The following is a 23,501-nucleotide window of genomic DNA, read 5'->3' on the forward strand; positions in this document are numbered from 1 at the left end:
ATTTAACTATTTATGCGATCCCACCCCGGTAACCTGTAAGAGGCAATGAGAGCAGGTTCCTGAGTTTTAAGTAGAAATGTTCGCGGGCGGACATTTCGTAAGGTGAAGAACTCTTCCCTTATGCCGAAATGAAAATTTTCATGCCATATCGATATGGCGCCCTGATATGAGATTGTTATGACTCACACTTATCCACACATCATCGTTGCCAAGTTTGGCGGAACCAGCGTAGCTGACTTTGACGCGATGAGCCGTAGTGCCACCCTTGTCCTTGCTGATAAAAACGTTCGTCTGGTTGTACTGTCTGCCTCTGCGGGCGTCACTAACCTGTTAGTCGAACTCGCTTCCGGTCTTGAAAGCCACGTTCGGCTGGACAAAATCGCTACCCTACGCGCCCTGCAATACAACATTATTTCACGCCTTAAACAGCCAGACGCCATTGGTCAGGAGATCGATCGTCTCCTCGACAATATTAGCCGCCTGGCCGAAACGGCTCTCGATTCCCGTTCAGCCACGCTGTGCGATGAGCTGGTAAGCCATGGGGAGCTGATGTCCTCCCTGCTGTTTGTGGAAGTCTTGCGTGAACGCGGGGTAGAGACGCAGTGGTTTGATGCCCGTAAAGTCATTCGTACCGATGATACGTTTGGCTGCGCGGTACCGGCGATTGACGCCATCGCCGAACAGGCGGAAAAACGTTTACGCCCGCGTATTGAGCAGGCGCTGGTCGTAACCCAGGGCTTTATCGGCAGCGACGCGACAGGACAAACGACCACCCTCGGGCGCGGCGGCAGTGACTATACCGCTTCCCTGCTGGCAGAGGCGCTTAATGCCTCACGTGTGGATATCTGGACCGATGTCGCCGGGATCTATACTACCGATCCCCGGATCGTCGCCCAGGCAAAACGTATCGATAACCTTTCGTTCTCCGAGGCGAGAGAGATGGCGGCCTTTGGTGCCAAAGTGCTGCACCCGGCCACCCTGCTGCCAGCCATGCGCAAGAACATTCCGGTATTCGTCGGGGCCAGCAATAACGCATCTGCGGGGGGAACGCTGGTTCGCCGCGACGTGCTGGAGCCGTCGCGCTATCGCGCCCTGGCCGTGCGCCGCCAGCAGACGCTGTTGACGTTATCCAGCCTTGATGCGCAGCCAGCGCACCGTTTTTTGGCCGAGACGTTTGCGATTCTCTCGCGTCACGAAGTCGCGCTCGATCTGGTGACCACCTCAGAGACGAGCATCGCCCTGATCCTCAACTCTACCGGTTCGACGTCAGGCGAGGCCGATACGTTGACCACCTCCCTGCTCACCGAACTGTCGTCGCACTGCCATGTTGAAATCGAAACCGGGCTGGCGCTCGTCTCGCTGATTGGTAATGCGCTCGCGAAGGAAGCGGCGGTGTGTCAGGCGGTCTTTGCCGAGCTGGAGACGCATGCCGTGCGCATGATTTGCCACGGGGCCTCTCAGCATAGCCTTTGCTTCCTGCTGCCAGCGGGATCAGCCGACAGCGCGGTAAAAGCGTTACATCGCAGCCTGCTGGAATAACCGCTAACGACTTAGTTTTGCTCTACCAGCGCCTGTGCACAGGCCCAGGCGCTTGACCATGCCCACTGGAAGTTATACCCCCCCAGCCAACCGGTGACGTCCACCACCTCGCCGATAAAATAGAGTCCCGGTACGTTGCGTGCTTCCATGGTGCGTGAGGACAGCTCATGGGTATCGACGCCGCCGAGCGTCACTTCCGCCGTGCGATAGCCCTCGGTGCCGTTGGGCTGCACGCGCCAGCGGGTGAGATTATCCACCAGGGTCTGCTGTTCGCGGCTGTTGAGCTGCTTCAGAGTCACGTCCGGGATCTGCCCGAGCTGCTGCAGGCACTCGATGAGGCGTTTCGGCAGCTGCATCGCCAGCGTATTTTTTAGGCTCTGGTTCGGGTGAGCGGTGCGCTGATCGTTAAGGAACGCATCCAGATCGCACTCCGGCAGCATATTGATGGTGACAAACTCGCCGGGCAGCCAGTAGCTGGAGATTTGCAGCACCGCCGGGCCGGAGAGGCCGCGATGGGTAAAGAGCAGGCTTTCACGGAACACCGTCCCGTCTTCTGCCGTAATAACCGCGGGCACCGACACGCCGGAGAGGAGCGACAGCTGTTCCAGCAGCGGCTTATGCAGGGTGAACGGCACCAGGCCCGCCCGCGTTGGCAGCACCTTCAAGCCAAACTGTTCGGCAATCTTATAGCCAAACGGCGATGCGCCCAGACCGGGCATTGACAGACCACCGCTGGCAATCACCAGCTTATTCGTTACCACGCTTTCGCCGTTGAGCTGCAGCGTATAGCCTGCGTCGTCACGGGTGACGTCGAGCACTTCGCTACGCAGGCGCGTAGTAACGTTTCCCTTTGTGCATTCTGCCACCAGCAGATCAACAATCTGCTGTGCAGAGTCGTCGCAGAAAAGCTGACCCAGCGTCTTCTCGTGCCAGGCAATACCGTGCTTGCCAACCAGATCGATGAAATCCCACTGGGTATAGCGTGCCAGCGCAGATTTGCAAAAATGCGGGTTCTGACTCAAATAAGCCGCAGGTTCAACATAAAGGTTAGTAAAGTTGCAGCGCCCACCGCCGGACATAAGAATTTTACGTCCGGGTTTCTTACCATTGTCCAGCAACAGCACCCGGCTGCCCGCCTGTCCGGCTAACGCCGCACAGAACATCCCCGCCGCGCCGGCCCCAATGATAACGGCATCAAACCTTTCCACACTGCATTCCTCTTTGCTCATCCGGCGCGGATTGTAAATTTTCTACGGTGGTCGCACCAGCGTAAATGGTGGCGAAAACAACTATTTCCTTGAAATTTATGACATAAATATTTAAGAACCAAGACAGGAAGGTGAAAAATATCAAAAAAAAGCTATATTTCACTTTGCCCCCGCTGCGAATGTCCATGATAATGCGCGGCGTTCATGACCTCAAAAATGGCGTAACGTCCTATGTTACATTTGTTTGCTGGCCTGGATCTTCATACCGGGTTGTTATTACTACTTGCTCTGGGTTTTGTGCTGTTCTACGAAGCGATCAACGGCTTCCACGATACGGCTAACGCAGTGGCAACCGTGATCTATACTCGCGCATTACGCTCGCAGATTGCGGTCGTCATGGCGGCTCTCTTCAACTTCTTTGGCGTTCTGCTTGGCGGCCTGAGCGTAGCCTATGCCATCGTGCATATGTTACCGACGGATTTGCTGCTGAACGTCGGCTCGGCGCACGGCCTTGCCATGGTCTTCTCCATGCTGCTGGCCGCAATCATCTGGAACCTGGGTACCTGGTACTTTGGGCTTCCCGCCTCCAGTTCACATACGCTGATCGGTGCCATTATCGGGATTGGTTTAACCAATGCGCTGATGACCGGTACCTCGCTAGTGGATGCGCTGAACGTGCCGAAGGTGATCAACATCTTCGCCTCGCTGATCCTCTCGCCGATTGTCGGCCTGGTTTTTGCGGGCGGCCTGGTGTTTATCCTCCGTCGCTACTGGAGCAATACCAAGAAACGCGCCCGTATTCACCTCACGCCTGCCGAGCGTGAAAAGCAGGACGGCAAGAAAAAACCACCGTTCTGGACGCGTATCGCCCTGATCCTGTCGGCTATCGGCGTGGCTTTCTCTCACGGCGCGAACGATGGTCAGAAAGGCATCGGCCTGATTATGCTGGTCTTAATCGGCGTTGCGCCGGCGGGCTTCGTGGTGAACATGAATGCTTCCGGCTACGACATCACCCGTACCCGCGACGCGGTAAACAACGTTGAGACCTGGTTCCAGCAGCATCCCGATCTGCTGCTGAAGGCAACCGGAGCCGATCCGGTTATCCCAACGCCCGAGCAGACCGTAGGGCCTAACGGCGAGTTTCACTGCCATGCAGGCCGCGCCGTCGTGGCGCTGGATCGCGCTAAAGCGATGCTGACCAATATCGAAAGCTATGACAAGCTGCCGATTGAGCAGCGCAGCCAGCTGCGTCGCATTATGCTTTGCATCTCTGATATCACCGATAAGGTTGCTAAACAGCCGGGAGTGAGCGCTGATGACCAGCGTCTGCTGAAAAAGCTGAAAGGCGATATGCTGAGCACCATTGAGTATGCACCGGTGTGGATCATCATGGCGGTCGCGCTGGCGCTGGGCCTGGGTACGATGATTGGCTGGCGTCGTGTCGCCACCACCATCGGTGAAAAAATCGGCAAGAAAGGCATGACCTACGCACAGGGTATGTCGGCCCAGCTCACCTCCGCCGTCTCTATCGGTCTGGCGAGCTATACCGGGATGCCAGTGTCAACCACGCATGTTCTCTCCTCTTCGGTAGCGGGAACAATGATCGTGGACGGCGGCGGATTACAGCGTAAAACTGTGACCAATATCCTGATGGCCTGGGTTCTGACCCTGCCGGCAGCGATTTTCCTCTCCGGAGCGCTGTACTGGGTTGCGCTGCACCTGATTTAATCGGTGACGGGCACAAAAAAAGCGGGCCGTAATGGTCCGCTTTTTTTATGGCTAAATTTCAGTGCCAAATCATCAGGGCGATCAGGCTGACCACCACCAGCCCGCAAAGGGCGCTGGTTAAAACAAAGTGGCGACGGACCCGTTCACAGCGACGAATAAACTCATCGTCATGATGATCGCGATAGCGCTGGGCGTAGATATACCACACCAGGCGCATCTGCTTACTTGGCTGGCCGTGCGAGGTAAAAAAGCCACCGCCGTCCACATATTGATAGAGCAACGGATCGCAACCACGAAGGACAACCAACAGTGCGCGTAGTGATGAGAAGTAACGCGCCATGTTAACCACACAAACGATACACAAAGCCCAAAACAGCGCGACAGTGCTGACCATACCCCCTCCCCGGCGACCACCCACGGAGATAGACTCCAGGGCTGACGCTCCCCGATTTCCGGCCAATGAGTTCTTTGAAGTGTGTACCAGAAGCCGACGTGGATCACAATTCTACATCCGAGCGGCTTATTTAATAGTGTAGGAGATCTGTTAATTATTTCGCCACATCATCGATCTATATCAATGTCGTAACCGACATTTTTTGATGATCTAAACCGTGACCCAGGACAATTGACGACGGGTTTAGAGCGTTATAAGGTAGAAATATCTTCTACAATTAGATCTTTAAGGCCGGGCATCCCCCGCGCAGTGGCACGCAGGACGCGGGACTGACCGCAGCGCGAAAGCAGCGGCTAAATCCAACGGTCATCGACAACTTATGGAAGGAGTAACATCATGGCTTACAAACATATCCTTATCGCGGTCGATCTCTCTCCTGAGAGCAAGGTACTGGTAGACAAAGCAGTATCTATGGCACGCCCCTACAATGCGAAAATCTCCCTGATTCATGTCGATGTAAATTACTCCGACCTCTATACCGGGCTGATCGACGTTAACCTGGGCGATATGCAGAAGCGCATCTCTGAAGAGACCCACAACGCGCTGGCGGAGCTGTCGACTAACGCAGGCTACCCGATTACTGAAACCCTGAGCGGCAGCGGCGATCTGGGCCAGGTGCTGGTGGACGCCATTAAGAAATACGATATGGATCTGGTGGTCTGCGGCCATCATCAGGACTTCTGGAGCAAGCTGATGTCCTCTGCGCGCCAGCTGATCAACACCGTGCACGTTGATATGCTGATTGTTCCGCTGCGCGACGAAGACGACGAGTAAGCGAATATTGCCCGGCAGGCGTCAGCGCCACCGGGCAAAGACTACTCCGGCGTGCCGGGGTAGATATCGAACCGGTGACCTTTGGTCACCACTGCATTCTGCGTGGCAACGTCTGCCAGCGGCGGGGCGTAATCGGGGCGCTTCACTACCACGCGCTTCGTTGCCAGCGTGCGGGCTGGCATCAGCAGGCCATCGGCATCCAGATCCGGCCCTACCAGCGATTGAAAGACCCGCATCTCCTTTTTCACCAGCGCACTCTTCTGCTTGTGCGGAAACATCGGATCGAGATAGACCACCTGCGGTCGCGGAGTGATATCCGTCAGCGACGTCAGGCTTGAGGCATGGATTAATTGCAGACGCTCCCGTAGCCAGGAGCCGATCTCTGCATCGGCATAGCCGCGCGTCAGGCCATCTTCCAGCAGCGCCGCCACCACCGGGTTACGCTCCAGCATCCGCACCCGACAGCCAATGGATGCCAGCACAAAGGCATCCCGGCCTAATCCTGCGGTGGCATCTACCACGTCGGGCAGATAGCTGCCCTTTACCCCTACCGCCTTCGCCACCGCTTCGCCGCGACCGCCGCCAAACTTGCGCCGGTGCGCCATCGCCCCGGAGACAAAATCAACGAAGATGCCACCAAGCTTCGGCTCATCGCGCTTGCGCAGCTCAAGATGCTCCGCCGTCAGCGCCAGCGCCATCGGGTTATCGTCGTCATGCTGCAAGCCAAAGCGGGACGCAAGAAGCGATAAGGCACCGTCTCCGGTGCCTGTTTCATCAATTAAGCAGATTTTCACGCCGTGCTTAGCCCTTGATGCCATAATGCGCCAGCATCGCGTCCAGCTGCGGCTCACGGCCACGGAAGCGTTTGAACAGCTCCATCGGCTCCTCAGAACCACCACGGGTCAGAATATGGTCAAGGAAAGACTGCCCGGTTTCGCGGTTGAAGATCCCCTCTTCTTCGAAGCGGGAGTAGGCATCCGCCGCCAGCACGTCAGCCCACAGGTAGCTGTAGTAGCCTGCCGCATAGCCGCCAGCAAAGATATGGCTGAAGGCGTGCGGGAAGCGTCCCCAGTTTGGACCTGGAATGACCGCCACCTGCGTTTTGATTTCGGCCAGGGTTTCGAGGATTTTCGCCCCCTGCTCCGGGCTGAACTCCGCGTGCAGACGGAAATCGAACAGGCCAAACTCCAGCTGGCGCAGGATAAACAGTGCCGCCTGGTAGTTTTTCGCCGCCAGCATCTTATCCAGCAGAGTTTTCGGCAGCGGCTCGCCGGTCTCGTAGTGACCAGAGATAAACGCCAGCGCGTCCGGCTCCCAGCACCAGTTTTCCATAAATTGGCTCGGCAGCTCTACGGCATCCCATGGTACGCCGCTGATGCCTGCCACGCCAGGTACGGCAATCTGGGTCAGCATATGGTGCAGACCGTGACCGAACTCGTGGAACAGGGTGATCACTTCATCGTGCGTGAACAGCGCCGGTTTGCCGCTCACCGGACGGTTGAAATTACAGGTCAGATAAGCCACCGGCTTTTGCAGCGAGCCGTCAGCTCTCAGCATCTGCCCGACGCAGTCGTCCATCCATGCCCCGCCGCGCTTGTTTTCACGGGCGTAGAGATCGAGGTAGAAGCTGCCGCGCAGTTCGTTGCTCTCGTCATACAGCTCGAAGAAGCGTACGTCCGGATGCCAGACATCGATATCCTTGCGCTCTTTGGCAGTAATACCGTAGATGCGCTTAACCACTTCGAACAGGCCGTTAACGGCTTTGTTCTCCGGGAAATAGGGGCGCAGCTGCTCATCGCTGATACTGTAGAGGTGCTGCTTCTGTTTTTCACTGTAGTAGGCGATATCCCACGGCTGCAGCTCTTCCACGCCAAACTCGGTGCGGGCAAAAGCGCGGAGCTGTTCCAGCTCTTTCTCACCCTGCGGGCGAGCACGTTTTGCCAGATCCATCAGGAAATCCAGCACCTGCTGCGGATGCTCGGCCATCTTGGTGGCGAGGGATTTGTGGGCATAGTTGTCGAAGCCCAGCAGCTGCGCCAGCTCATGACGCAGGGCAAGGATCTCTGCCATTACCGGGCTGTTGTCCCACTTGCCAGCGTTCGGTCCCTGATCGGAGGCGCGGGTGCTGTAGGCGCGGTAAAGCTCTTCGCGCAGAGCCTGGTTATCGCAGTAGGTCATCACCGGCAGATAGCTCGGGATGTCGAGAGTCAGCAACCAGCCCTCTTGCTCTTTGGCCTGCGCCTGCGCCTGGGCCTGAGCCAGCGCGCTCTCTGGCATGCCGGACAGCTCGGACTCATCGGTAATCAGTTTGCTCCAGCCCATGGTGGCGTCGAGCACGTTGTTGCTGTAGGTCGAACCCAGTTCCGAAAGACGGGCGGCGATTTCGCCGTAGCGTTTCTGCTTCTCTTTCGGCAGGCCGATGCCGGACAGCTCAAAGTCACGCAGGGCGTTATCCACGGCTTTCATCTGCGCCAGATCCAGCACGGTATAGGCTTCGCCTTCGCGCAGATTGCGCCAGGCCTGATAAAGCCCTTCGTGCTGACCGACCCAGGTGCTGTATTCAGAGAGCAGCGGCAGGGTCTGCTCGTAGGCTTCACGCAGCTCCGGGCTGTTCTGCACCGAGTTCAGGTGGCTGATTGGGGAGAAGATGCGGCCCAGACGATCGTCCACCTCCGCCAGCGGCTGGCAAAGATTGTCCCAGGTATAGGGTGCGCCCTGGGCCACTACGCGCTCTACCGCTTCGCGGCAATCCTCAAGCGCTTTCGTAACGGCGGGAACCACATGCTCAGGTTTAATCTGGGAAAACGGCGGCAATTCGAAGGGCGTCAGTAATGGATTGGTCATAAGCGCTGTCCTGTAAAAATAATCGCAAGCGCTCGGGAGGCGCTCGTTCCTGTAAGGTCTAGCATGGGGTTTAGTGTAGTTAATTTCAATGCCGTAGGTTGCGCTTTTGCGCCCTGGCAACAGCACCGCTGCGGTAATTTGCCGCAATCTGCGATAAACTATCGGCTATCTGTTTTTACTTCCCAGGATTGTTCCTTCCATGCTCAGTTATCGCCACAGCTTCCACGCCGGCAACCATGCCGACGTCTTAAAACACACCGTTCAGAGCCTGATTATTGAATCGCTGAAAGAGAAGGAGAAACCCTTTCTCTATCTGGACACCCACGCAGGCGCGGGCCGTTATCAGCTGAGCAGCGAGCATGCCGAGCGCACCGGCGAGTACCTGGAAGGCATTGCCCGGATCTGGCAGCAGGACGATCTGCCTGCCGAGCTGGAGCCGTACATCAGCGTCGTTAAACACTTCAATCGTAGCGGCCAGCTGCGCTACTACCCTGGCTCGCCGCTGATCGCCCGCCAGCTGCTGCGCGAGCATGACAGCCTACAGCTTACCGAGCTGCATCCAAGCGACTTTCCGCTGCTGCGCTCAGAGTTCCAGAAAGATGACCGCACTCGCGTCGAGCGCGCCGATGGCTACCAGCAGCTGAAATCCAAGCTGCCGCCGGTGTCACGCCGCGGTCTGATCCTGATTGACCCGCCTTACGAGATCAAAAGCGACTACCAGGCGGTGGTTCAGGGCATCAGCGAAGGTTATAAGCGCTTTGCAACTGGCACCTATGCGCTGTGGTATCCGGTGGTGATGCGCGCGCAGATCAAACGCATGTTAAAAGAGCTGGAAGCCACCGGCATCCGCCGTATTTTGCAGATTGAACTGGCGGTGCGTCCGGACAGTGACCAGCGCGGCATGACCGCCTCCGGCATGATTGTCATCAACCCACCATGGAAGCTGGAGCAGCAGATGAAGAGCGTTCTGCCGTGGCTGCACAGCAAGCTGGTCCCGGCCGGCACTGGCCATACGCTGGTAAACTGGGTCGTACCAGAGTAATCACAGTCATCGGTGGAACCTTCGGGGCATCGCGTTACACTCACAAAAAAATTCACTAAGGAAACGTTATGACTAAGCACTACGACTACATCGCCATTGGCGGCGGAAGCGGCGGTATTGCGTCTATTAATCGTGCGGCCATGTACGGCCAGAAATGCGCTCTGATTGAAGCGAAAGAGCTGGGCGGAACCTGCGTGAACGTAGGCTGCGTGCCGAAAAAAGTGATGTGGCATGCCTCGCAGATTGCCGAAGCGGTAAACCTCTACGGCCCGGACTACGGCTTTGACGCCACCATCAACAACTTTGACTGGCAGCGCCTGGTCGCCAGCCGCACGGCGTACATTGACCGCATCCACAGCTCCTATGAGAACGTGCTGGGTAAAAATAACGTGGACGTGATCCGCGGTTTTGCCCGCTTTGTCGATGCCAAAACCGTTGAGGTCAACGGCGAGACCATCACCGCCGACCATATTCTGATCGCTACCGGCGGGCGTCCGAGCTACCCAAATATTCCCGGTGTTGAGCACGGCATCGACTCCGACGGCTTCTTTGAGCTTACCGCCCTGCCGAAACGCGTTGCGGTTGTTGGCGCGGGCTATATCGCCGTTGAGCTGGCAGGCGTGCTGCACGGACTGGGCGCGGAGACGCACCTGTTTGTGCGTAAGCATGCCCCGCTGCGCAACTTCGATCCGCTGATCGTCGAGACCCTGGTTGAGACAATCATGGCCGACGGTCCGTCGCTGCATACTAACGCCACGCCGAAAGCCGTAGTGAAAAACAGCGATGGCAGCCTGACCCTGGAGCTGGAGGATGGCCGTAGTGAGACCGTGGATTGCCTGATCTGGGCGATCGGCCGCGAACCGGCTAACGACACCTTTAACCTGGACGTTACCGGGGTGAAAACCAACGAAAAGGGTCACATCATCGTTGATAAGTTCCAGAATACCAACGTTCCAGGAATTTATGCGGTAGGTGATAACACCGGTGCGGTTGAGCTGACTCCGGTTGCGGTGGCGGCGGGCCGTCGTCTTTCAGAGCGTCTGTTCAACAATAAGCCGGAAGAGCATCTGGACTACAGCAACATCCCCACCGTGGTCTTTAGCCACCCGCCTATCGGCACCGTCGGCCTGACCGAACCGCAGGCTCGGGAGCAGTACGGCGATGATCAGGTGAAGGTCTACACCTCCTCTTTCACCGCCATGTACACCGCCGTCACCCTGCACCGTCAGGCGTGCCGGATGAAGCTGGTCTGCGTTGGCCCGGAAGAGAAAATCGTCGGCATTCACGGTATCGGCCAGGGCATGGATGAGATCCTGCAGGGCTTCGCCGTCGCACTGAAGATGGGCGCAACGAAGAAAGACTTTGATAACACCGTGGCGATCCACCCTACGGCGGCAGAAGAGTTTGTGACGATGCGTTAATTAATGGAAAACACGCAGAAAATTCTGCGTGTTTTTTACTGAAAAATATTAGGCTGTGCACCAAATTATAAATAATTTTACCCTTACTGCATTTTTACTTATATAGCTTCAGCAAATCTTGGCTCTTTTGCTTGGGCAATAGTTACTTGCTCTGCAGCTTCCTGTTTCTTTTTAAGTAGGGCTAGTGTTTCGTAGTAATGCTGAGCAACAACAGTTTCAACGAAATCAACCTCATTACCAGCAAGTTTATAAACAGCTTTCTTAATATCTTTTAGACTAACGTTGAAAAACTCTTTACGTCTGTTAATCAAGTTTGTACGTTGTCCGTCAAAGTATTGATGTAAGGCGCTTTCAAGCGCTGGAGCATCTTCACTATGAATCATGGCATGAACGTCAAATAAGAACGGTACGGACGCGCTTCCAAGTTCATCGACGCGGTCCTGAGGATCCAGACGGCGTGTCATCCCGATTTTAAATACATTTTCCCCGAAAGAACCAATATTTGAAATCACATAAACGTGACCGCGCTTCGTCTGTTGCGCCATGCTCAGTGCTTTCCGCCCTTTAAGCTCTGCTTCCGTCAATGCTTCTTGCAGAGCATCAATCTTGCTTTGATAAGCCTCGGCTTGCTCCGCTGTCATTTTCGCCATTTTAGCTTCCATCTCTTTTCGCGCCTTATCAAGAGCTTTTTGTGCGCGCATCTCGTCTGCTTCAGCCTCCTTGATTGCACGTTCAATTTCTAATTGAGCTTTTCGTTCCTCTGCCATCTGAGCACGAATTTCACGCTGTTCTTCTTTTTCAGCCTGCTTTTTCATTTTATAGGAGTGAACGAGATCAAGCTCCTCCGTTTTTAATTTAAGATAAGCTGGATTGATATGAATATTATTTACTTCATTTAGCGTATTGATTTTATTGAAAGCGGCATGCATCCGATCAAACATGATTGACCAGTTTTTAAAATTGCAATTTGCAACAGCAGCGTCACACTCGCCATTAAAAGCGCGGGCAGTGAGATTAATAGCCCTGCTCGTCATTTTCTTACCCTCCGCGCGAGAATTGTGTACCGTCCACTCGGTGCCGCACCATATAGCTCCATCACAGCTTTTTACTCGTAGCATAGATTTTTGTTTATCACGATTAATTCTTATAGCTTCTTTAAACTCTTCAGAAGTATCAAAATCAAAATGAGGTTCATATGCTCCCATCTCGGCAAATTCTACGTCCTCACGATATATTGAAATTGCCTTTTCAAGCTCATCATATATTTTTTTCTTTTCGGAATAGGAAAAACGTAATTCCTTTATGTTGTCCTGTAGTGACAAGACATGATTTTTTGTATTGTTCAACAGAACATTAGCTTCTTCTTCCAGAAGGGTAGCTATGTTTTCTGCTTTATCAATAACTCCTTGAGCCTGCCGTTCAGCATCATCTCGAAGCCGTTTAGCTTCTCTTTCAGCGTTACTCAATAAAGTATTAGATTCTCTTTCTAAAAGCGTAGCTGTTGTTTTAGCTTTATCGACAATCTCGTGGGCTTGGTGTTCAGCCTCACCACGAAGGCGTTCAGCTTCATGTTCAGCATCAACAATTACTGCGTATTTCTCGAGCTGCGCTGACTTACTGGCTTCAGAGACTCTGACTGCACGTAACTTTTTCAAAGAAATAAGGATAATTGCAGCGACTATTACTAATAAAGCAATACCTGCAACTGATACATATATTGTGTTCATTATTTAACCATCCGGAAGCGGACTGCAATGCGATTTAGCTGTGTATAAATCAATCAGTCAATAAATAACCAAAATAACCCTTTAATGGAATTATGTCCACATGATTTAAATGGATACATATGACCATAAGCATTATTCAAATATTAGGGCAACGATGAAATCGGGATTCTCGGCATGTGTACTTACAGGAATAGTAGGCCTGATAAGTGCAGCCCCCTAAAGCACTTCCGTTATGCCAGGTGCGGCTGACCCCGTCCACCACTTACGAGCTGGTTAGTCGAGTCTATAAAGGCTATTATAAAGACCAGTTAACCAGTCTTAAAGAGGAACCTATCATGCCACATGCTATTTTGAGTGATACCAGCGCCAGCGTCAGCGAACTTAAAAAAAACCCAATGGCTACGGTTAGTGCTGGCGAGGGTTTTCCAGTCGCGATTCTTAACCGCAACCAGCCAGCGTTCTACTGTGTTCCTGCGGAACTTTATGAAAAAATGCTAGATGCCCTGGACGATCACGAGCTAGTGAAGCTGGTAAACGAACGCAGCAGCCAGCCACTTGTCGATATAGATCTGGATAGCTACCTATGACCTATAGCATTAAGTTCAGGGAAGATGCACAGAAGGAGTGGCTAAAGCTAGACAGATCGCTCCAGCAACAATTCGCAAAAAAGCTGAAAAAATGCTGTGAAAACCCTCATATTCCCTCAGCAAAGCTGAACGGTTTAAAAGACTGCTACAAGATCAAACTACGGGCTTCGGGCTTTCGTTTGGTGTATCAGGTCCTTGATGATGTTCTGATTATTGTCGTCGTCGCCATAGGTAAACGTGAGCGCAGTAACGTTTATAACCTGGCTAGTGCACGGATGAAGTAAACCCGTTTACGGAGCAGTAAAAACCCTTTCGTGCTCTAAACGCCCAGAGTATGATCCCTTTACAACAACAGGATTACGGCTCAGAGGAGAGCAGATGGACTACCGTTGGTTAAACGCCCTGCACATAATGGCGGGCGTGATTTGGCTGGGCGGCATTTTTGTGATGGCAGTGATTGTCGTGGCCTGGTCGCAGAGCCGCAGCGCGGTGGCAAAAGGCAGTAGCGATCCGCTGCTGGAGTATGCCCGTCGCTGGAACCGGTTCGTCACTTCGCCAGCAATGATCCTGCTGTGGGCCTTTGGTATCGCACTGATTTTAAAAGGTGACTGGCTGCTGCCGCTCTGGCTGGGTATTAAGCTGGCGGTGCTGGTGTTCCTCTCAGCGGTGCACGGCATTCTGTCGGGGTCGCTGCGCAGACTAGCAACCGGCGAAACGTCTACCGTGTCCCTGCTGGCACGTAACGCTGCCTGGCTCACCGTGGTAGCCACTATCATCGTTGTGGCCTTAGCAGTGATAAAACCGTTTAGCGGTTAAGCGTTATCTTGATTGCTCTGAAAATGCAGTCTGTTTAGTCAGGCTGCAATCTCTCTATTTTTAATTTAAAAACAAAAAGTTAAGTCGATTTCCTTTACAAATCAGCGTCTTTAATTGTGATCTTGCGCACAGTTTGTACTTCAAACCCCATGCCAAATGACTAAACTTTAAGCTTGAATAACAACCGGGAAAAACCCGATCTTTTTACGACGCCATCCGGAGGTCGCCACTCTATGTTCAACCAGAAACTACAGCTTGCTGAGTCTGTCGAATTCGAGATCGAGGAGAAGATCCGCTACGAGACCGATCCTTGCGAATTAAAACTGGATGAAATGATCGAGGCGGAACCGGAACCGGAGATGATCGAGGGGATGCCCGCGTCTGACGCGCTGACCCCTGCCGATCGCTATCTGGAACTTTTCGAGCAGGTGCAGTCTTCACGCCTCTTTGCCGACAGCAAAACTTTCCCTGACTGTGCGCCGAGGATGGATCCGCTCGATATCCTTATCCGCTACCGTCGAATCAAACGCAGACCTGACTTTGACCTGCGTCAGTTTGTTTCACGACATTTCTGGCTACCGCAGCAGATGGATAGCCAGTATGTCTCTAACCCGGAAAACTCGCTGAAGGAGCACATCGACCAGCTGTGGCCGGTGCTCACCCGCGAGCCGCAGGATCATATTCCCTGGTCGTCGCTGCTGGCGCTGCCGCAGGCCTATATCGTGCCGGGCGGACGCTTTAGCGAAACTTACTATTGGGACTCCTATTTCACCATGCTGGGGCTGGCCGAGAGTGGCCGGAACGATCTGCTGAAGTGTATGGCAGACAATTTCGCATGGATGATTGAAAAATATGGGCATATCCCGAACGGTAACCGTACCTATTATCTGAGCCGCTCCCAGCCGCCGGTGTTCGCGCTGATGGTGGAGCTGTTCGAAGAGGACGGCGTGCGTGGAGCACGTCGCTACTATGAGCACCTGTTGATGGAGTACGCCTTCTGGATGGATGGTTCAGAGTCGCTGAACCTCAACCAGGCCTACCGCCATGCGGTGCGTATGCCAGACGGCTCGCTGCTCAACCGCTACTGGGATGACCGTGATACCCCACGCGATGAGTCCTGGATTGAAGATGTAGAGACGGCGAAGCACTCGGGTCGCCCGCCGAATGAGGTCTATCGCGACCTGCGCGCCGGGGCGGAGTCCGGCTGGGACTACTCCTCACGCTGGCTGCGGGATACCCAGCGTCTGGCCAGCATTCGCACGACGCAGTTTATTCCTATCGACCTGAACGCCTTCCTGTTCAAGCTGGAGAGCACTATCGCTAACCTCTCCGGGCTGAAGGGCGATCGCGAGGGCGAAGCAATGTTCCGCCAGCGCGCCAGCGATCGCCGGGCAGCGGTTAACCGCTACCTATGGGACGAGGAGAAAGGATGCTACCGCGACTACGACTGGCGGCGCGGTGAGCAGGCGCTCTTCTCCGCAGCGAGTATTGTACCGCTCTACGTGGGGATGGTGACCCATGAACAGGCCGATCGGATAGCCGTGGCGGTACGTGAACGCCTGTTAACGCCCGGCGGCATGATGGCTACCGAATACGAGACCGGCGAGCAGTGGGATAAACCCAACGGTTGGGCACCACTGCAGTGGATGGCCATTCAGGGCTTCAAGCTCTACGGCAACGATACGCTGGGGGACGAGATTGCCCACAGCTGGCTTAACACCGTTAACGTTTTCTATCAGCAGCACTATAAGCTGATTGAGAAGTACCATATCGCGGGGGGGACGCCGCGTGAGGGTGGCGGGGGTGAGTATCCGTTACAGGACGGCTTTGGCTGGACTAACGGTGTGGCCCGTCGCCTGATAGGTCTGTATGGGGAGCCGTAGCGCTCCCGGTTCACCCTTACCGAATGACGTTATAAATTGCAGTCTGAATTGCTAGCCACTGGCGGGTACTCTCATCAGGCTGCGTTTTATGACGCATCTTTGCCTGCTCGGTTTCATAGCGCTGCCGCTCAACCACGGCAGAGCTGGTACAGAAAGCGCGCAGGTAATCCTTACGCTGTCCAGTAAGCTTTTCGCCATTTAACATGGCGTGGCCGAGAGTGGTAGTAAAGCGGCGGCAGGGTCGCGGCTCATCCATCTGTAGCTTATAGCGCAGCAGCAGGGTTAATACTTCATCATTGCCCGCCGACAGCGCCTGCTCGGTCCATGAGAGCTTCCAGTCCATCCCCCCTTTTAAGAACAGCTGGGCCACGCGGGTATCATTGCGATCGATTGCCGAACGAAGGTTGCTCTCATCCCAGGTGATGCCCATCCGCGTCAGCTGCATACGCGAGGTGGGCGTATCACGTTCGTTTTCGGTATCGGTCAGCACCTGGGTTTGAGCTGGAGGTTCGCTTACCGCCTGCGCCGACGGCGTGCTGTTTATCATCATAATACCACCGCCGATCATCACCAGTACCATGACGCCCACTGCCCCCCAGAGAATGCCGGAAACAAGGCGCACGCGCTGCTCAGGCGTGCGGACGGCGCGACGCACGGGCCGCTCAATGTCTTCCCGCACCTCAAAAATGTCTCCTCCGGCGCGCGCCTTTTTCACTGCCCGCGTCTTAAACGCCTCCAGCTCGCCCGCATCGGTGGTTAACAGGCTGGCCGGGTTAACAGCGGTGCGGCCCTCGTTGAAAGCGCGCTGAACCGGGGCGGCGATCTGGGGATAGTAGGTGTCCAGCAAATTAAGCTGAATGGCAGAGAGCGGCTGTTGCGCGGTAAGGGTGTTACGGATCTGGCGAATATCGTCGAGAAAGGTTTGCAAGGTCTTGCGCGGGTCGGCAAACAGCGTCAGTACCGAGCTGTCGTTAAACAGCGGGGCGTAGTGGCGTGAGAACTCTTTTTTATCCACCAGCATCACGGCCAGCTCGCTGAACAGCATCCCGCTGAGCACGTCGTTGCGCTCCCCCAACTTTAGCCAACGGCGGACGCGCTCCTGACCAAACTGGGTCTTCAGGTGGTTACGCAACTTGACGCCGTCCGGCCAGGCGGCGTAGACCAGCCCGCTAATCATCTGCTCCAGGGCGCGCAGCTGGGCCAGCCCCTTAAGCTGCGCCTCACCGTTTACCGTCTCCGTTGAGGTGGGGTAGGTCAGCAGGGGCTGCTGCAGGCGGAGATGCTCCAGGGCGGTGACAAAGCGCAGCGCAGCGATCAGCTGGTTTTCGCTGACGTCCTGGCCGCTTTCGTACTGAGGAACCAGCTGCTGTAGATGCCGTAGCTGCAGGGTGAACTGCGTCAGCTCGGCATCGTTGAGCTTCAGCCGCTGCGCTACCGCGCCCCAGCCGCCGAGACCCTGACGGGCATTCTCCAGCTGCTCGAGGAACCAGCGCGGATCCTTGCCTTCACTGACGCGAACGTCCAGAAGTAACAGAATTTCGATAGACGCCTGGCGAATAATTCCAATGCAGGTTTCGAATTGTTCGCGGATCCTGAGCGATGTGCTGTACGTCATTATTTTCCCTTAACCACAATTAGCGAAAGTTAATGCCAGCCGTCTATGTAGTTTAATTTATCTTAAATTCCAGTCAGTTAGATGATAGGCGACTTTTAATTAAATATCAGTGATGCGGTTAATAAAAGACAAAGGGAAATAAAACAGAGCATTCCTTATCCACAGCGGAATTTCCTATGCCAGGCTTAGAAGAGAGGTATCTGAGGCACATGCGAAAGGAGTATCTATGAAGAAAATGTTACTTGCCGCCACGGTGGCCGCCTTATTCACCCTTCCGGCACTGGCCGAAGATTCCCCAGGGCTGAATACGGATAAAGCACCACCGCCGCCACATAAGCTCGACGATGGCTATCGCGGCATTGAAGATGCCCGTACCATGAACATTAAACAGGCGCTAGAGCTGCACGATGGCGGTACTGTCTCTCTGCGTGGGAATCTGATCGCGAAAAAAGGTAACGACATCTATACCTTCCGCGACAAAACGGGCGAGATTGACGTCTATATTCCGATGGCGGTTTTTGCCGAGCGTGAAGTTAGCCCGGATCATCTGGTAGGCATCAGCGGCTCGCTGGATAAGAAACAGAACCCGCCGCGCATTAAAGTGCACCACTTCCAAAAAGAGTAACCGACTTGCCAGGCCGGGCCAGCGCTTGCGCCGCCCGGCATATTTACCTCTATAAGAACATTCCGCCCGAAACCTCTACGCGCTGGGCGTTCATCCAACCCAGCTCATCGCTCAGCAGTGCCGCTATGGCATTGCCGATATCATCCGGCAGGCCGGTGCGCCCCAGCGCCGTTTGCGAGGCGACAAACTGGTTTAGCTGCTCATCATCACGTACCCGCCCGCCACCAAAATCGGTTTCGATAGCTCCCGGAGCAATAATATTTACCGAAATACCCCGCGCCCCTAGCTCTTTTGCCTGGTAGCGGGTTAACACCTCCATCGCTCCCTTCATCGCCGCATAGGCTGCATAGCCCGGCAGGGCGAAGCGTGCCAGCCCGCTTGAGACGTTCAGGATCCGCCCGCCGTTTTTGATAAGCGGTAACAGGTGCTGGGTGAGAAAGAACGGTCCCTTAAAGTGAATGTTCACCAGCTGGTCAAACTGCGCCTCGGTGGTCTCGGTAAAGGCGGCGTTCAGGCCGATTCCGGCGTTGTTTATTAAGTAATCAAAGGTGTCGCGCTGCCATGTCTGTTTTAGCTGCTCCTGCACCTGACGGGTAAAGCTTGCAAAGCTGGCGCTGTCCCCGACGTTGAGCTGCAAAGCCACGGCTTTCGCGCCTTTCAGCTCAATTTCGCGTACCACTTCCTGCGCGTCCTTCTCCTGGCTATTCCACGTCAGGATAATATCTATGCCCTTCTCTGCCAGCTTCAATGCGGCGTTTTTTCCCAGTCCACGGCTACCGCCGGTCACTAATGCAATACGATGCGTCATAAGAAACCTCATTTCTGATGGTGGGGAGATTGAGAAAGAGCTTATTAGGTGGTAGATAAACAATAAAGTCTGCTAAATACGCTTCACTGTTTTATTGATAACAACAATTGGTGGCATGGATGGATAAAATTTACGCAATGCAGCTTTTTGTTCGCGTCGCAGAGCTGGCGAGCTTTTCCCGCGCCGCCGACTCCCTTGGCGTACCCAAGGGGAGCGTCTCGCGTCAGGTGCAGAGCCTGGAAAACCACCTCGGTACTCAGCTGCTGCACCGAACCACCCGTCGGGTTCAGCTTACCCAGGACGGTATGGTCTACTACGAGCGCGCCAGGGATCTGCTCTCTAACCTCGACGAGCTGGACGGCCTGTTTATTCACGATCCCGCCAGCATCAGCGGCAAGCTGCGGGTAGATATGCCGGTGGGGGTAGCGCGCAACCTGGTGATCCCCCGCCTGCCCGCTTTTGTGCAGCAGTATCCCGGTATTGAAATCGAACTCAGCAGCAGCGACCGGCTGGTGGATGTGATCCGCGAAGGCTTTGACTGTGTGGTGCGCGTCGGCACGCTGAAGGATTCCGGATTAATTGCCCGCCCGCTGGGCAGGCTGGCGGTGATTAACTGTGCCAGCCCCGGCTATCTGGAGCGTTTTGGCTACCCGGAGACGCTGGAGGATCTCTCCTCTCACGCGGTGGTTCATTACGCTGTCCACCTTGGCACCCGGCCGCAGGGCTTTGAGCTTTATCAGGACAACACCACGCGCTGGATCAAGACCGGTGGGATCCTGACGGTCAACAGCACCGAGACCTACCATGCGGCATGCCTGGCAGGTCTGGGGATTATCCAGGTGCCGCGCACCGGCGTGCGTGACGCTCTGCGCCAGGGCAAGCTGGTGGAGATCCTGCCCCAATACCGCGCCGCGCCGATGCCGGTCTCGCTGATCTATCCCCATCGCCGCAACCTCTCCCGGCGGGTACACCTGTTTATGGAGTGGCTGGCGAGCGTCATGAAGGATTACGTCGATTCACCCGCTTAGGTGATGAGAGTCTATAATTTGCGTTACATCACGCTAAGCAGAGAAGGAAGCCGTACTGATGACCCCGGAAAATAGCGCCAAGCGACCTGTCCCGCACCTGGACTACGAACCTGTCAAAAAGGTCGATACCACCGACAAGCCTGAGGCCGAGTCAGAGCCGCTGTTAAGCGGCAAAGCTGAGGGCGTCGTGGAGACGGTCACCGAAGCGGCGGAGAAGATCCAGCGCCGCCCGATGGTCGCACACCTGATCCGCGCTACCGAACGCTTCAATGACCGAATGGGCAACCAATTTGGCGCGGCCATCACCTACTTCTCATTCCTGTCGATGATCCCCATCCTGATGGTGTCGTTTGCCGCCGCAGGTTTTGTGCTGGTCTCTCATCCCACGCTTTTACAGGACATTTTTAACAAAATCCTGCTCAACGTTAGCGACCGCACCCTGGCCGATACGCTGCGCAACACGATAAAAACCGCCGTAGAGCAGCGTACCACCGTCGGCATTGTCGGCCTGGCCGTCGCGCTCTACTCAGGGATTAACTGGATGGGCAACCTGCGTGAGGCAATCCGCGCCCAGTCCCGGGACGAGTGGGAGCGCACGCCCCAGGACAGTGAGAAGATCTGGGTGAAATACTTTCGCGACTTTGTGTCGCTGATCGGCCTGCTCATCGCACTGGTGATCACCCTCTCCATCACCTCTATCGCCGGTGCAGCCCAGCAGATGATCATCTCCGCGCTCTATCTGGACTACATCGAGTGGCTCAAACCGGCCTGGCAGCTGATTGGCCTGGCGATCTCCATCTGCGCTAACTTCCTGCTCTTTTTCTGGATCTTCTGGCGGCTGCCGCGCCACCGTCCGCGCAAGAAGGCGTTGATTCGCGGCACGCTGATTGCGGCGGTCGGCTTTGAGGTGATTAAGATCATCATGACCTGGACCCTGCCTTCGTTGGTAACCTCTCCGTCAGGGGCGGCGTTTGGCTCGGTGCTCGGTATCATGGCCTTCTTCTACTTCTTTGCCCGCCTGACCCTGTTCTGCGCCGCGTGGATTGCTACGGCCCAGTATAAAGACGACGTGAAAATGCCGGGGAAAGAGACCCTTTAACCTTACTATTGGGCTGAATCAAAACGCAAAGTTTCAGCCCAATTCCCCATTTCAGCATGAAAAACCAGTCCGTAACTTTTATTTAACCAAAAACTGGTTTTATATTCTAATATTCAATTTCTGTGAAGCATTTCATAGATGTGAAAACTCAGGCGCAAAAATTATTCACTTTTTGCCGTTTTTATCGCCTTCCGGCCGCCTTGTTACAGATTGAAATGTCGCTTTTGCTGTGCGTAATATGATCCTTCGTTCGCCAAAAATAAGAAATTTCTATGCAAGCTACAGCCACAACGCTCGATCACGAACAGGAAAGCCCCCCGGTCAACTCGCGTAATAAAGTTGTCGTCGCCTCGCTGATTGGTACAGCGATTGAGTTTTTCGACTTCTATATCTATGCCACCGCGGCGGTCATCGTCTTTCCGCATATCTTCTTCCCGCAGGGTGACCCGACGGCGGCCACGCTACAGTCGCTGGCGACCTTCGCTATCGCCTTTGTGGCGCGTCCGATCGGCTCTGCGGTGTTTGGACACTTTGGCGATCGCGTCGGGCGTAAAGCTACGCTGGTAGCGTCCCTGCTGACGATGGGGATCTCTACGGTGCTGATCGGCCTGCTGCCGAGCTACGCCACCATCGGTATTTTTGCTCCCCTGCTGCTGGCGCTGGCGCGCTTTGGTCAGGGTCTGGGTCTTGGCGGTGAGTGGGGCGGCGCGGCGCTGCTGGCAACCGAGAACGCCCCGGCACGCAAGCGGGCGCTGTACGGCTCATTCCCGCAGCTGGGTGCGCCAATCGGCTTCTTCTTTGCTAACGGCACCTTCCTGCTGCTGTCGTGGCTGCTGACCGACGAGCAGTTTATGGAGTGGGGCTGGCGTGTGCCGTTTATCTTCTCCGCCGTGCTGGTGCTGATTGGCCTCTACGTGCGCGTCTCCCTGCATGAGTCCCCGGTGTTCGCCAAAGTGGCCGCTGCTAAAAAGCAGGTGAAGATCCCGCTGGGTACGCTGCTGACCAAACACGTCCGCGTAACCGTACTGGGCACCTTTATTATGCTGGCGACCTACACGCTGTTCTACATTATGACCGTCTACTCTATGACCTACAGCACGGCTCCCGCGCCGGCTGGCCTTGGGTTGCCGCGTAATGAAGTCCTGTGGATGCTGATGCTGGCGGTGATTGGTTTTGGCGTAATGGTGCCGATTGCTGGCCTGCTGGCGGACGCTTACGGTCGACGCAAGAGTATGATCGTTATCACCTCGCTGATCATTATCTTTGCCCTGTTTGTCTTCCAGCCGCTGCTGGGTTCCGGTAACCAGGCGCTGGTGATGGCCTATCTGCTGATCGGCCTGAGCCTGATGGGACTGACCTTTGGCCCGATGGGCGCGCTGCTGCCGGAGCTGTTCCCGACCGAAGTGCGTTATACCGGCGCATCGTTCTCCTATAACGTCTCGTCCATCCTGGGCGCGTCGGTTGCACCGTACATTGCCGCCTGGCTGACCGCCAGCTACGGCCTGTTCTACGTGGGCGTCTACCTGGCAGCGATGGCAGCCCTGACGCTGATTGCCCTGATTCTGACCCACGAAACCAAGAATCAGTCTCTGTAAGCATAAAAAAGCCCGGTAGCGTTAGCGCTTACCGGGCCTTGCACTCTTGACCAATTCCTTCAGAACCGCCAGTTCAGGCTCACCACAAATACCGAAGGGAAAATGATCCCTGACTCCACACCAAAGTGATTTGTAAAATTATACTGAACCGCATGATAAATATAGGGTGCGAAACCCACCCCGGTGATGTTTTTAAATGAGTGATAGATACCCTCATCGCCGCATTTACTAAATTCATCAAAAAAAAATTCGCCGGTATAACCGTAAATACCTTTAAATACAATATTATCCTTCTCCGCCCAGTCTTTTCTGACGCCAAGAGAAAGACAACGATCGCCGTAGCTGTTTCTCATTGTCCCAACGAGCAAACTATAATCGGGGTGGTCAGGGAGTCTCTTTTCGACTGAATAAAATTCGTTATCAAATTTCTCCGTGTATTGGCCGTGATTCCCAAGTAGATGATAAACAAACGAGCCGGTATTAAAAGCAAGGGTATCTTCGGCCTGTGCAAAAGTTGTGGCCACCAGGAGAGTTGTTGCAGAAAAGTTTAAATAGTTAAGGCGTGGAGACATTGTGAAGCAATATGTTGAGGTAATTTTATATTAGAGTAGCAGCTAGGGAGTTAACCAATCCAGTACGGCTGCCATCCACTACGCCAGGGATTATGAAACTGAGACTGTTCTTACCACTGCTACACGCTATCAAGTG

General features: G+C 54.8%; 21 protein-coding genes. 13 read left to right on the forward strand and 8 right to left on the reverse strand.

The genetic code is table 11. The features are described 5' to 3' along the window. The first annotated feature begins 177 nt into the window (after positions 1 to 177). Positions 178 to 1,539, forward strand: a complete 1,362-nt coding sequence (gene lysC / locus RTN40_RS08425; RefSeq protein WP_312228070.1) for a lysine-sensitive aspartokinase 3 — start codon at positions 178 to 180, stop codon at positions 1,537 to 1,539. Between the two features lie 11 nt (positions 1,540 to 1,550). On the opposite strand, the gene RTN40_RS08430 is transcribed toward lysC, so the two are convergent. Beyond that, positions 1,551 to 2,747, reverse strand: coding sequence for an NAD(P)/FAD-dependent oxidoreductase (locus RTN40_RS08430; protein ID WP_312228071.1), 1,197 nt, complete (start codon positions 2,745 to 2,747; stop codon positions 1,551 to 1,553). 231 nt (positions 2,748 to 2,978) lie between these two features. Here RTN40_RS08430 and pitA point away from each other — a divergent pair, with 231 nt between their 5' ends. Next, positions 2,979 to 4,475, forward strand: a complete 1,497-nt coding sequence (gene pitA / locus RTN40_RS08435; RefSeq protein ID WP_312228072.1) for an inorganic phosphate transporter PitA — start codon at positions 2,979 to 2,981, stop codon at positions 4,473 to 4,475. Positions 4,476 to 4,533: 58 nt separating this feature from the next. Here pitA and uspB read toward each other — a convergent pair whose 3' ends face one another. Then, positions 4,534 to 4,869, reverse strand: coding sequence for a universal stress protein UspB (gene uspB / locus RTN40_RS08440; protein ID WP_042394150.1), 336 nt, complete (start codon positions 4,867 to 4,869; stop codon positions 4,534 to 4,536). A 396-nt stretch (positions 4,870 to 5,265) separates the two neighbouring features. Between uspB and uspA the strand changes: the two genes are divergently transcribed. Then, complete coding sequence (gene uspA, locus RTN40_RS08445) at positions 5,266 to 5,703, forward strand: universal stress protein UspA (protein WP_103820396.1); 438 nt, start codon at positions 5,266 to 5,268, stop codon at positions 5,701 to 5,703. A 41-nt stretch (positions 5,704 to 5,744) separates the two neighbouring features. Here the strand turns inward: uspA and rsmJ are convergent, their stop codons facing one another. Together rsmJ and prlC are read right to left on the reverse strand one after the other, a co-directional pair. Further along, on the reverse strand, positions 5,745 to 6,497 hold the full coding sequence (gene rsmJ, locus RTN40_RS08450; RefSeq protein ID WP_312228266.1) for a 16S rRNA (guanine(1516)-N(2))-methyltransferase RsmJ: 753 nt from the start codon (positions 6,495 to 6,497) through the stop codon (positions 5,745 to 5,747). A gap of 7 nt (positions 6,498 to 6,504) precedes the next feature. Beyond that, complete coding sequence (prlC, locus tag RTN40_RS08455; protein ID WP_312228073.1) at positions 6,505 to 8,547, reverse strand: oligopeptidase A; 2,043 nt, start codon at positions 8,545 to 8,547, stop codon at positions 6,505 to 6,507. A 199-nt stretch (positions 8,548 to 8,746) separates the two neighbouring features. Here prlC and RTN40_RS08460 point away from each other — a divergent pair, with 199 nt between their 5' ends. Both RTN40_RS08460 and gorA read left to right on the forward strand, forming a co-directional pair. Further along, positions 8,747 to 9,589 (forward strand): 23S rRNA (adenine(2030)-N(6))-methyltransferase RlmJ, encoded by an 843-nt coding sequence (locus tag RTN40_RS08460; RefSeq protein WP_312228074.1) that lies wholly within the window; start codon positions 8,747 to 8,749, stop codon positions 9,587 to 9,589. A 68-nt stretch (positions 9,590 to 9,657) separates the two neighbouring features. Beyond that, entirely contained in the window at positions 9,658 to 11,010 is a 1,353-nt protein-coding gene (gene gorA, locus RTN40_RS08465) for a glutathione-disulfide reductase (RefSeq protein ID WP_312228075.1), read from the forward strand. A gap of 98 nt (positions 11,011 to 11,108) precedes the next feature. Here the strand turns inward: gorA and RTN40_RS08470 are convergent, their stop codons facing one another. Beyond that, positions 11,109 to 12,737 (reverse strand): DUF4041 domain-containing protein, encoded by a 1,629-nt coding sequence (locus RTN40_RS08470; protein WP_312228076.1) that lies wholly within the window; start codon positions 12,735 to 12,737, stop codon positions 11,109 to 11,111. Positions 12,738 to 13,072: 335 nt separating this feature from the next. Between RTN40_RS08470 and RTN40_RS08475 the strand changes: the two genes are divergently transcribed. From RTN40_RS08475 to RTN40_RS08490, 4 genes are all read left to right on the forward strand, one after another. Then, positions 13,073 to 13,324, forward strand: coding sequence for a type II toxin-antitoxin system Phd/YefM family antitoxin (locus tag RTN40_RS08475; protein ID WP_312228077.1), 252 nt, complete (start codon positions 13,073 to 13,075; stop codon positions 13,322 to 13,324). Beyond that, entirely contained in the window at positions 13,321 to 13,608 is a 288-nt protein-coding gene (locus RTN40_RS08480) for a type II toxin-antitoxin system RelE/ParE family toxin (RefSeq protein ID WP_312228078.1), read from the forward strand. The genes RTN40_RS08475 and RTN40_RS08480 overlap by 4 nt, the downstream gene beginning before the upstream one ends. A gap of 94 nt (positions 13,609 to 13,702) precedes the next feature. Continuing rightward, a complete protein-coding gene (locus RTN40_RS08485) occupies positions 13,703 to 14,140 on the forward strand; it encodes a CopD family protein (protein ID WP_312228079.1) in 438 nt (145 codons plus the stop codon). Positions 14,141 to 14,373: 233 nt separating this feature from the next. Then, positions 14,374 to 16,023 carry an alpha,alpha-trehalase gene (locus RTN40_RS08490; protein WP_312228080.1) on the forward strand — a complete coding sequence of 550 codons (1,650 nt, stop codon included), beginning with the start codon at positions 14,374 to 14,376 and terminating at the stop codon, positions 16,021 to 16,023. Positions 16,024 to 16,039: 16 nt separating this feature from the next. On the opposite strand, the gene RTN40_RS08495 is transcribed toward RTN40_RS08490, so the two are convergent. Continuing rightward, positions 16,040 to 17,638: an STY4199 family HEPN domain-containing protein gene (locus RTN40_RS08495; protein ID WP_312228081.1), complete on the reverse strand. Its 1,599-nt coding sequence runs from the start codon at positions 17,636 to 17,638 to the stop codon at positions 16,040 to 16,042. Positions 17,639 to 17,864: 226 nt separating this feature from the next. On the opposite strand from RTN40_RS08495, the gene RTN40_RS08500 reads away from it, so the two are divergent. Then, entirely contained in the window at positions 17,865 to 18,263 is a 399-nt protein-coding gene (locus RTN40_RS08500; protein ID WP_312228082.1) for a YdeI family stress tolerance OB fold protein, read from the forward strand. A gap of 49 nt (positions 18,264 to 18,312) precedes the next feature. Here RTN40_RS08500 and RTN40_RS08505 read toward each other — a convergent pair whose 3' ends face one another. Then, complete coding sequence (locus RTN40_RS08505; RefSeq protein WP_312228083.1) at positions 18,313 to 19,071, reverse strand: SDR family oxidoreductase; 759 nt, start codon at positions 19,069 to 19,071, stop codon at positions 18,313 to 18,315. Between the two features lie 119 nt (positions 19,072 to 19,190). On the opposite strand from RTN40_RS08505, the gene RTN40_RS08510 reads away from it, so the two are divergent. The 3 genes from RTN40_RS08510 to RTN40_RS08520 all read left to right on the forward strand — a co-directional run bounded on the left by RTN40_RS08510 (position 19,191) and on the right by RTN40_RS08520 (position 22,793). Continuing rightward, positions 19,191 to 20,099: a LysR family transcriptional regulator gene (locus tag RTN40_RS08510; protein ID WP_312228084.1), complete on the forward strand. Its 909-nt coding sequence runs from the start codon at positions 19,191 to 19,193 to the stop codon at positions 20,097 to 20,099. A gap of 58 nt (positions 20,100 to 20,157) precedes the next feature. After that, entirely contained in the window at positions 20,158 to 21,198 is a 1,041-nt protein-coding gene (gene yhjD / locus RTN40_RS08515) for an inner membrane protein YhjD (RefSeq protein ID WP_312228085.1), read from the forward strand. A 272-nt stretch (positions 21,199 to 21,470) separates the two neighbouring features. Continuing rightward, entirely contained in the window at positions 21,471 to 22,793 is a 1,323-nt protein-coding gene (locus RTN40_RS08520) for an MFS transporter (RefSeq protein WP_312228086.1), read from the forward strand. Between the two features lie 59 nt (positions 22,794 to 22,852). Here the strand turns inward: RTN40_RS08520 and RTN40_RS08525 are convergent, their stop codons facing one another. Continuing rightward, positions 22,853 to 23,365 carry a hypothetical protein gene (locus RTN40_RS08525; RefSeq protein WP_312228087.1) on the reverse strand — a complete coding sequence of 171 codons (513 nt, stop codon included), beginning with the start codon at positions 23,363 to 23,365 and terminating at the stop codon, positions 22,853 to 22,855. Positions 23,366 to 23,501: the final 136 nt, after the last annotated feature.

It is taken from the genome of Pseudescherichia sp. (genome assembly GCF_031987975.1).
Taxonomy (GTDB): Bacteria; Pseudomonadota; Gammaproteobacteria; order Enterobacterales; family Enterobacteriaceae; genus Pseudescherichia.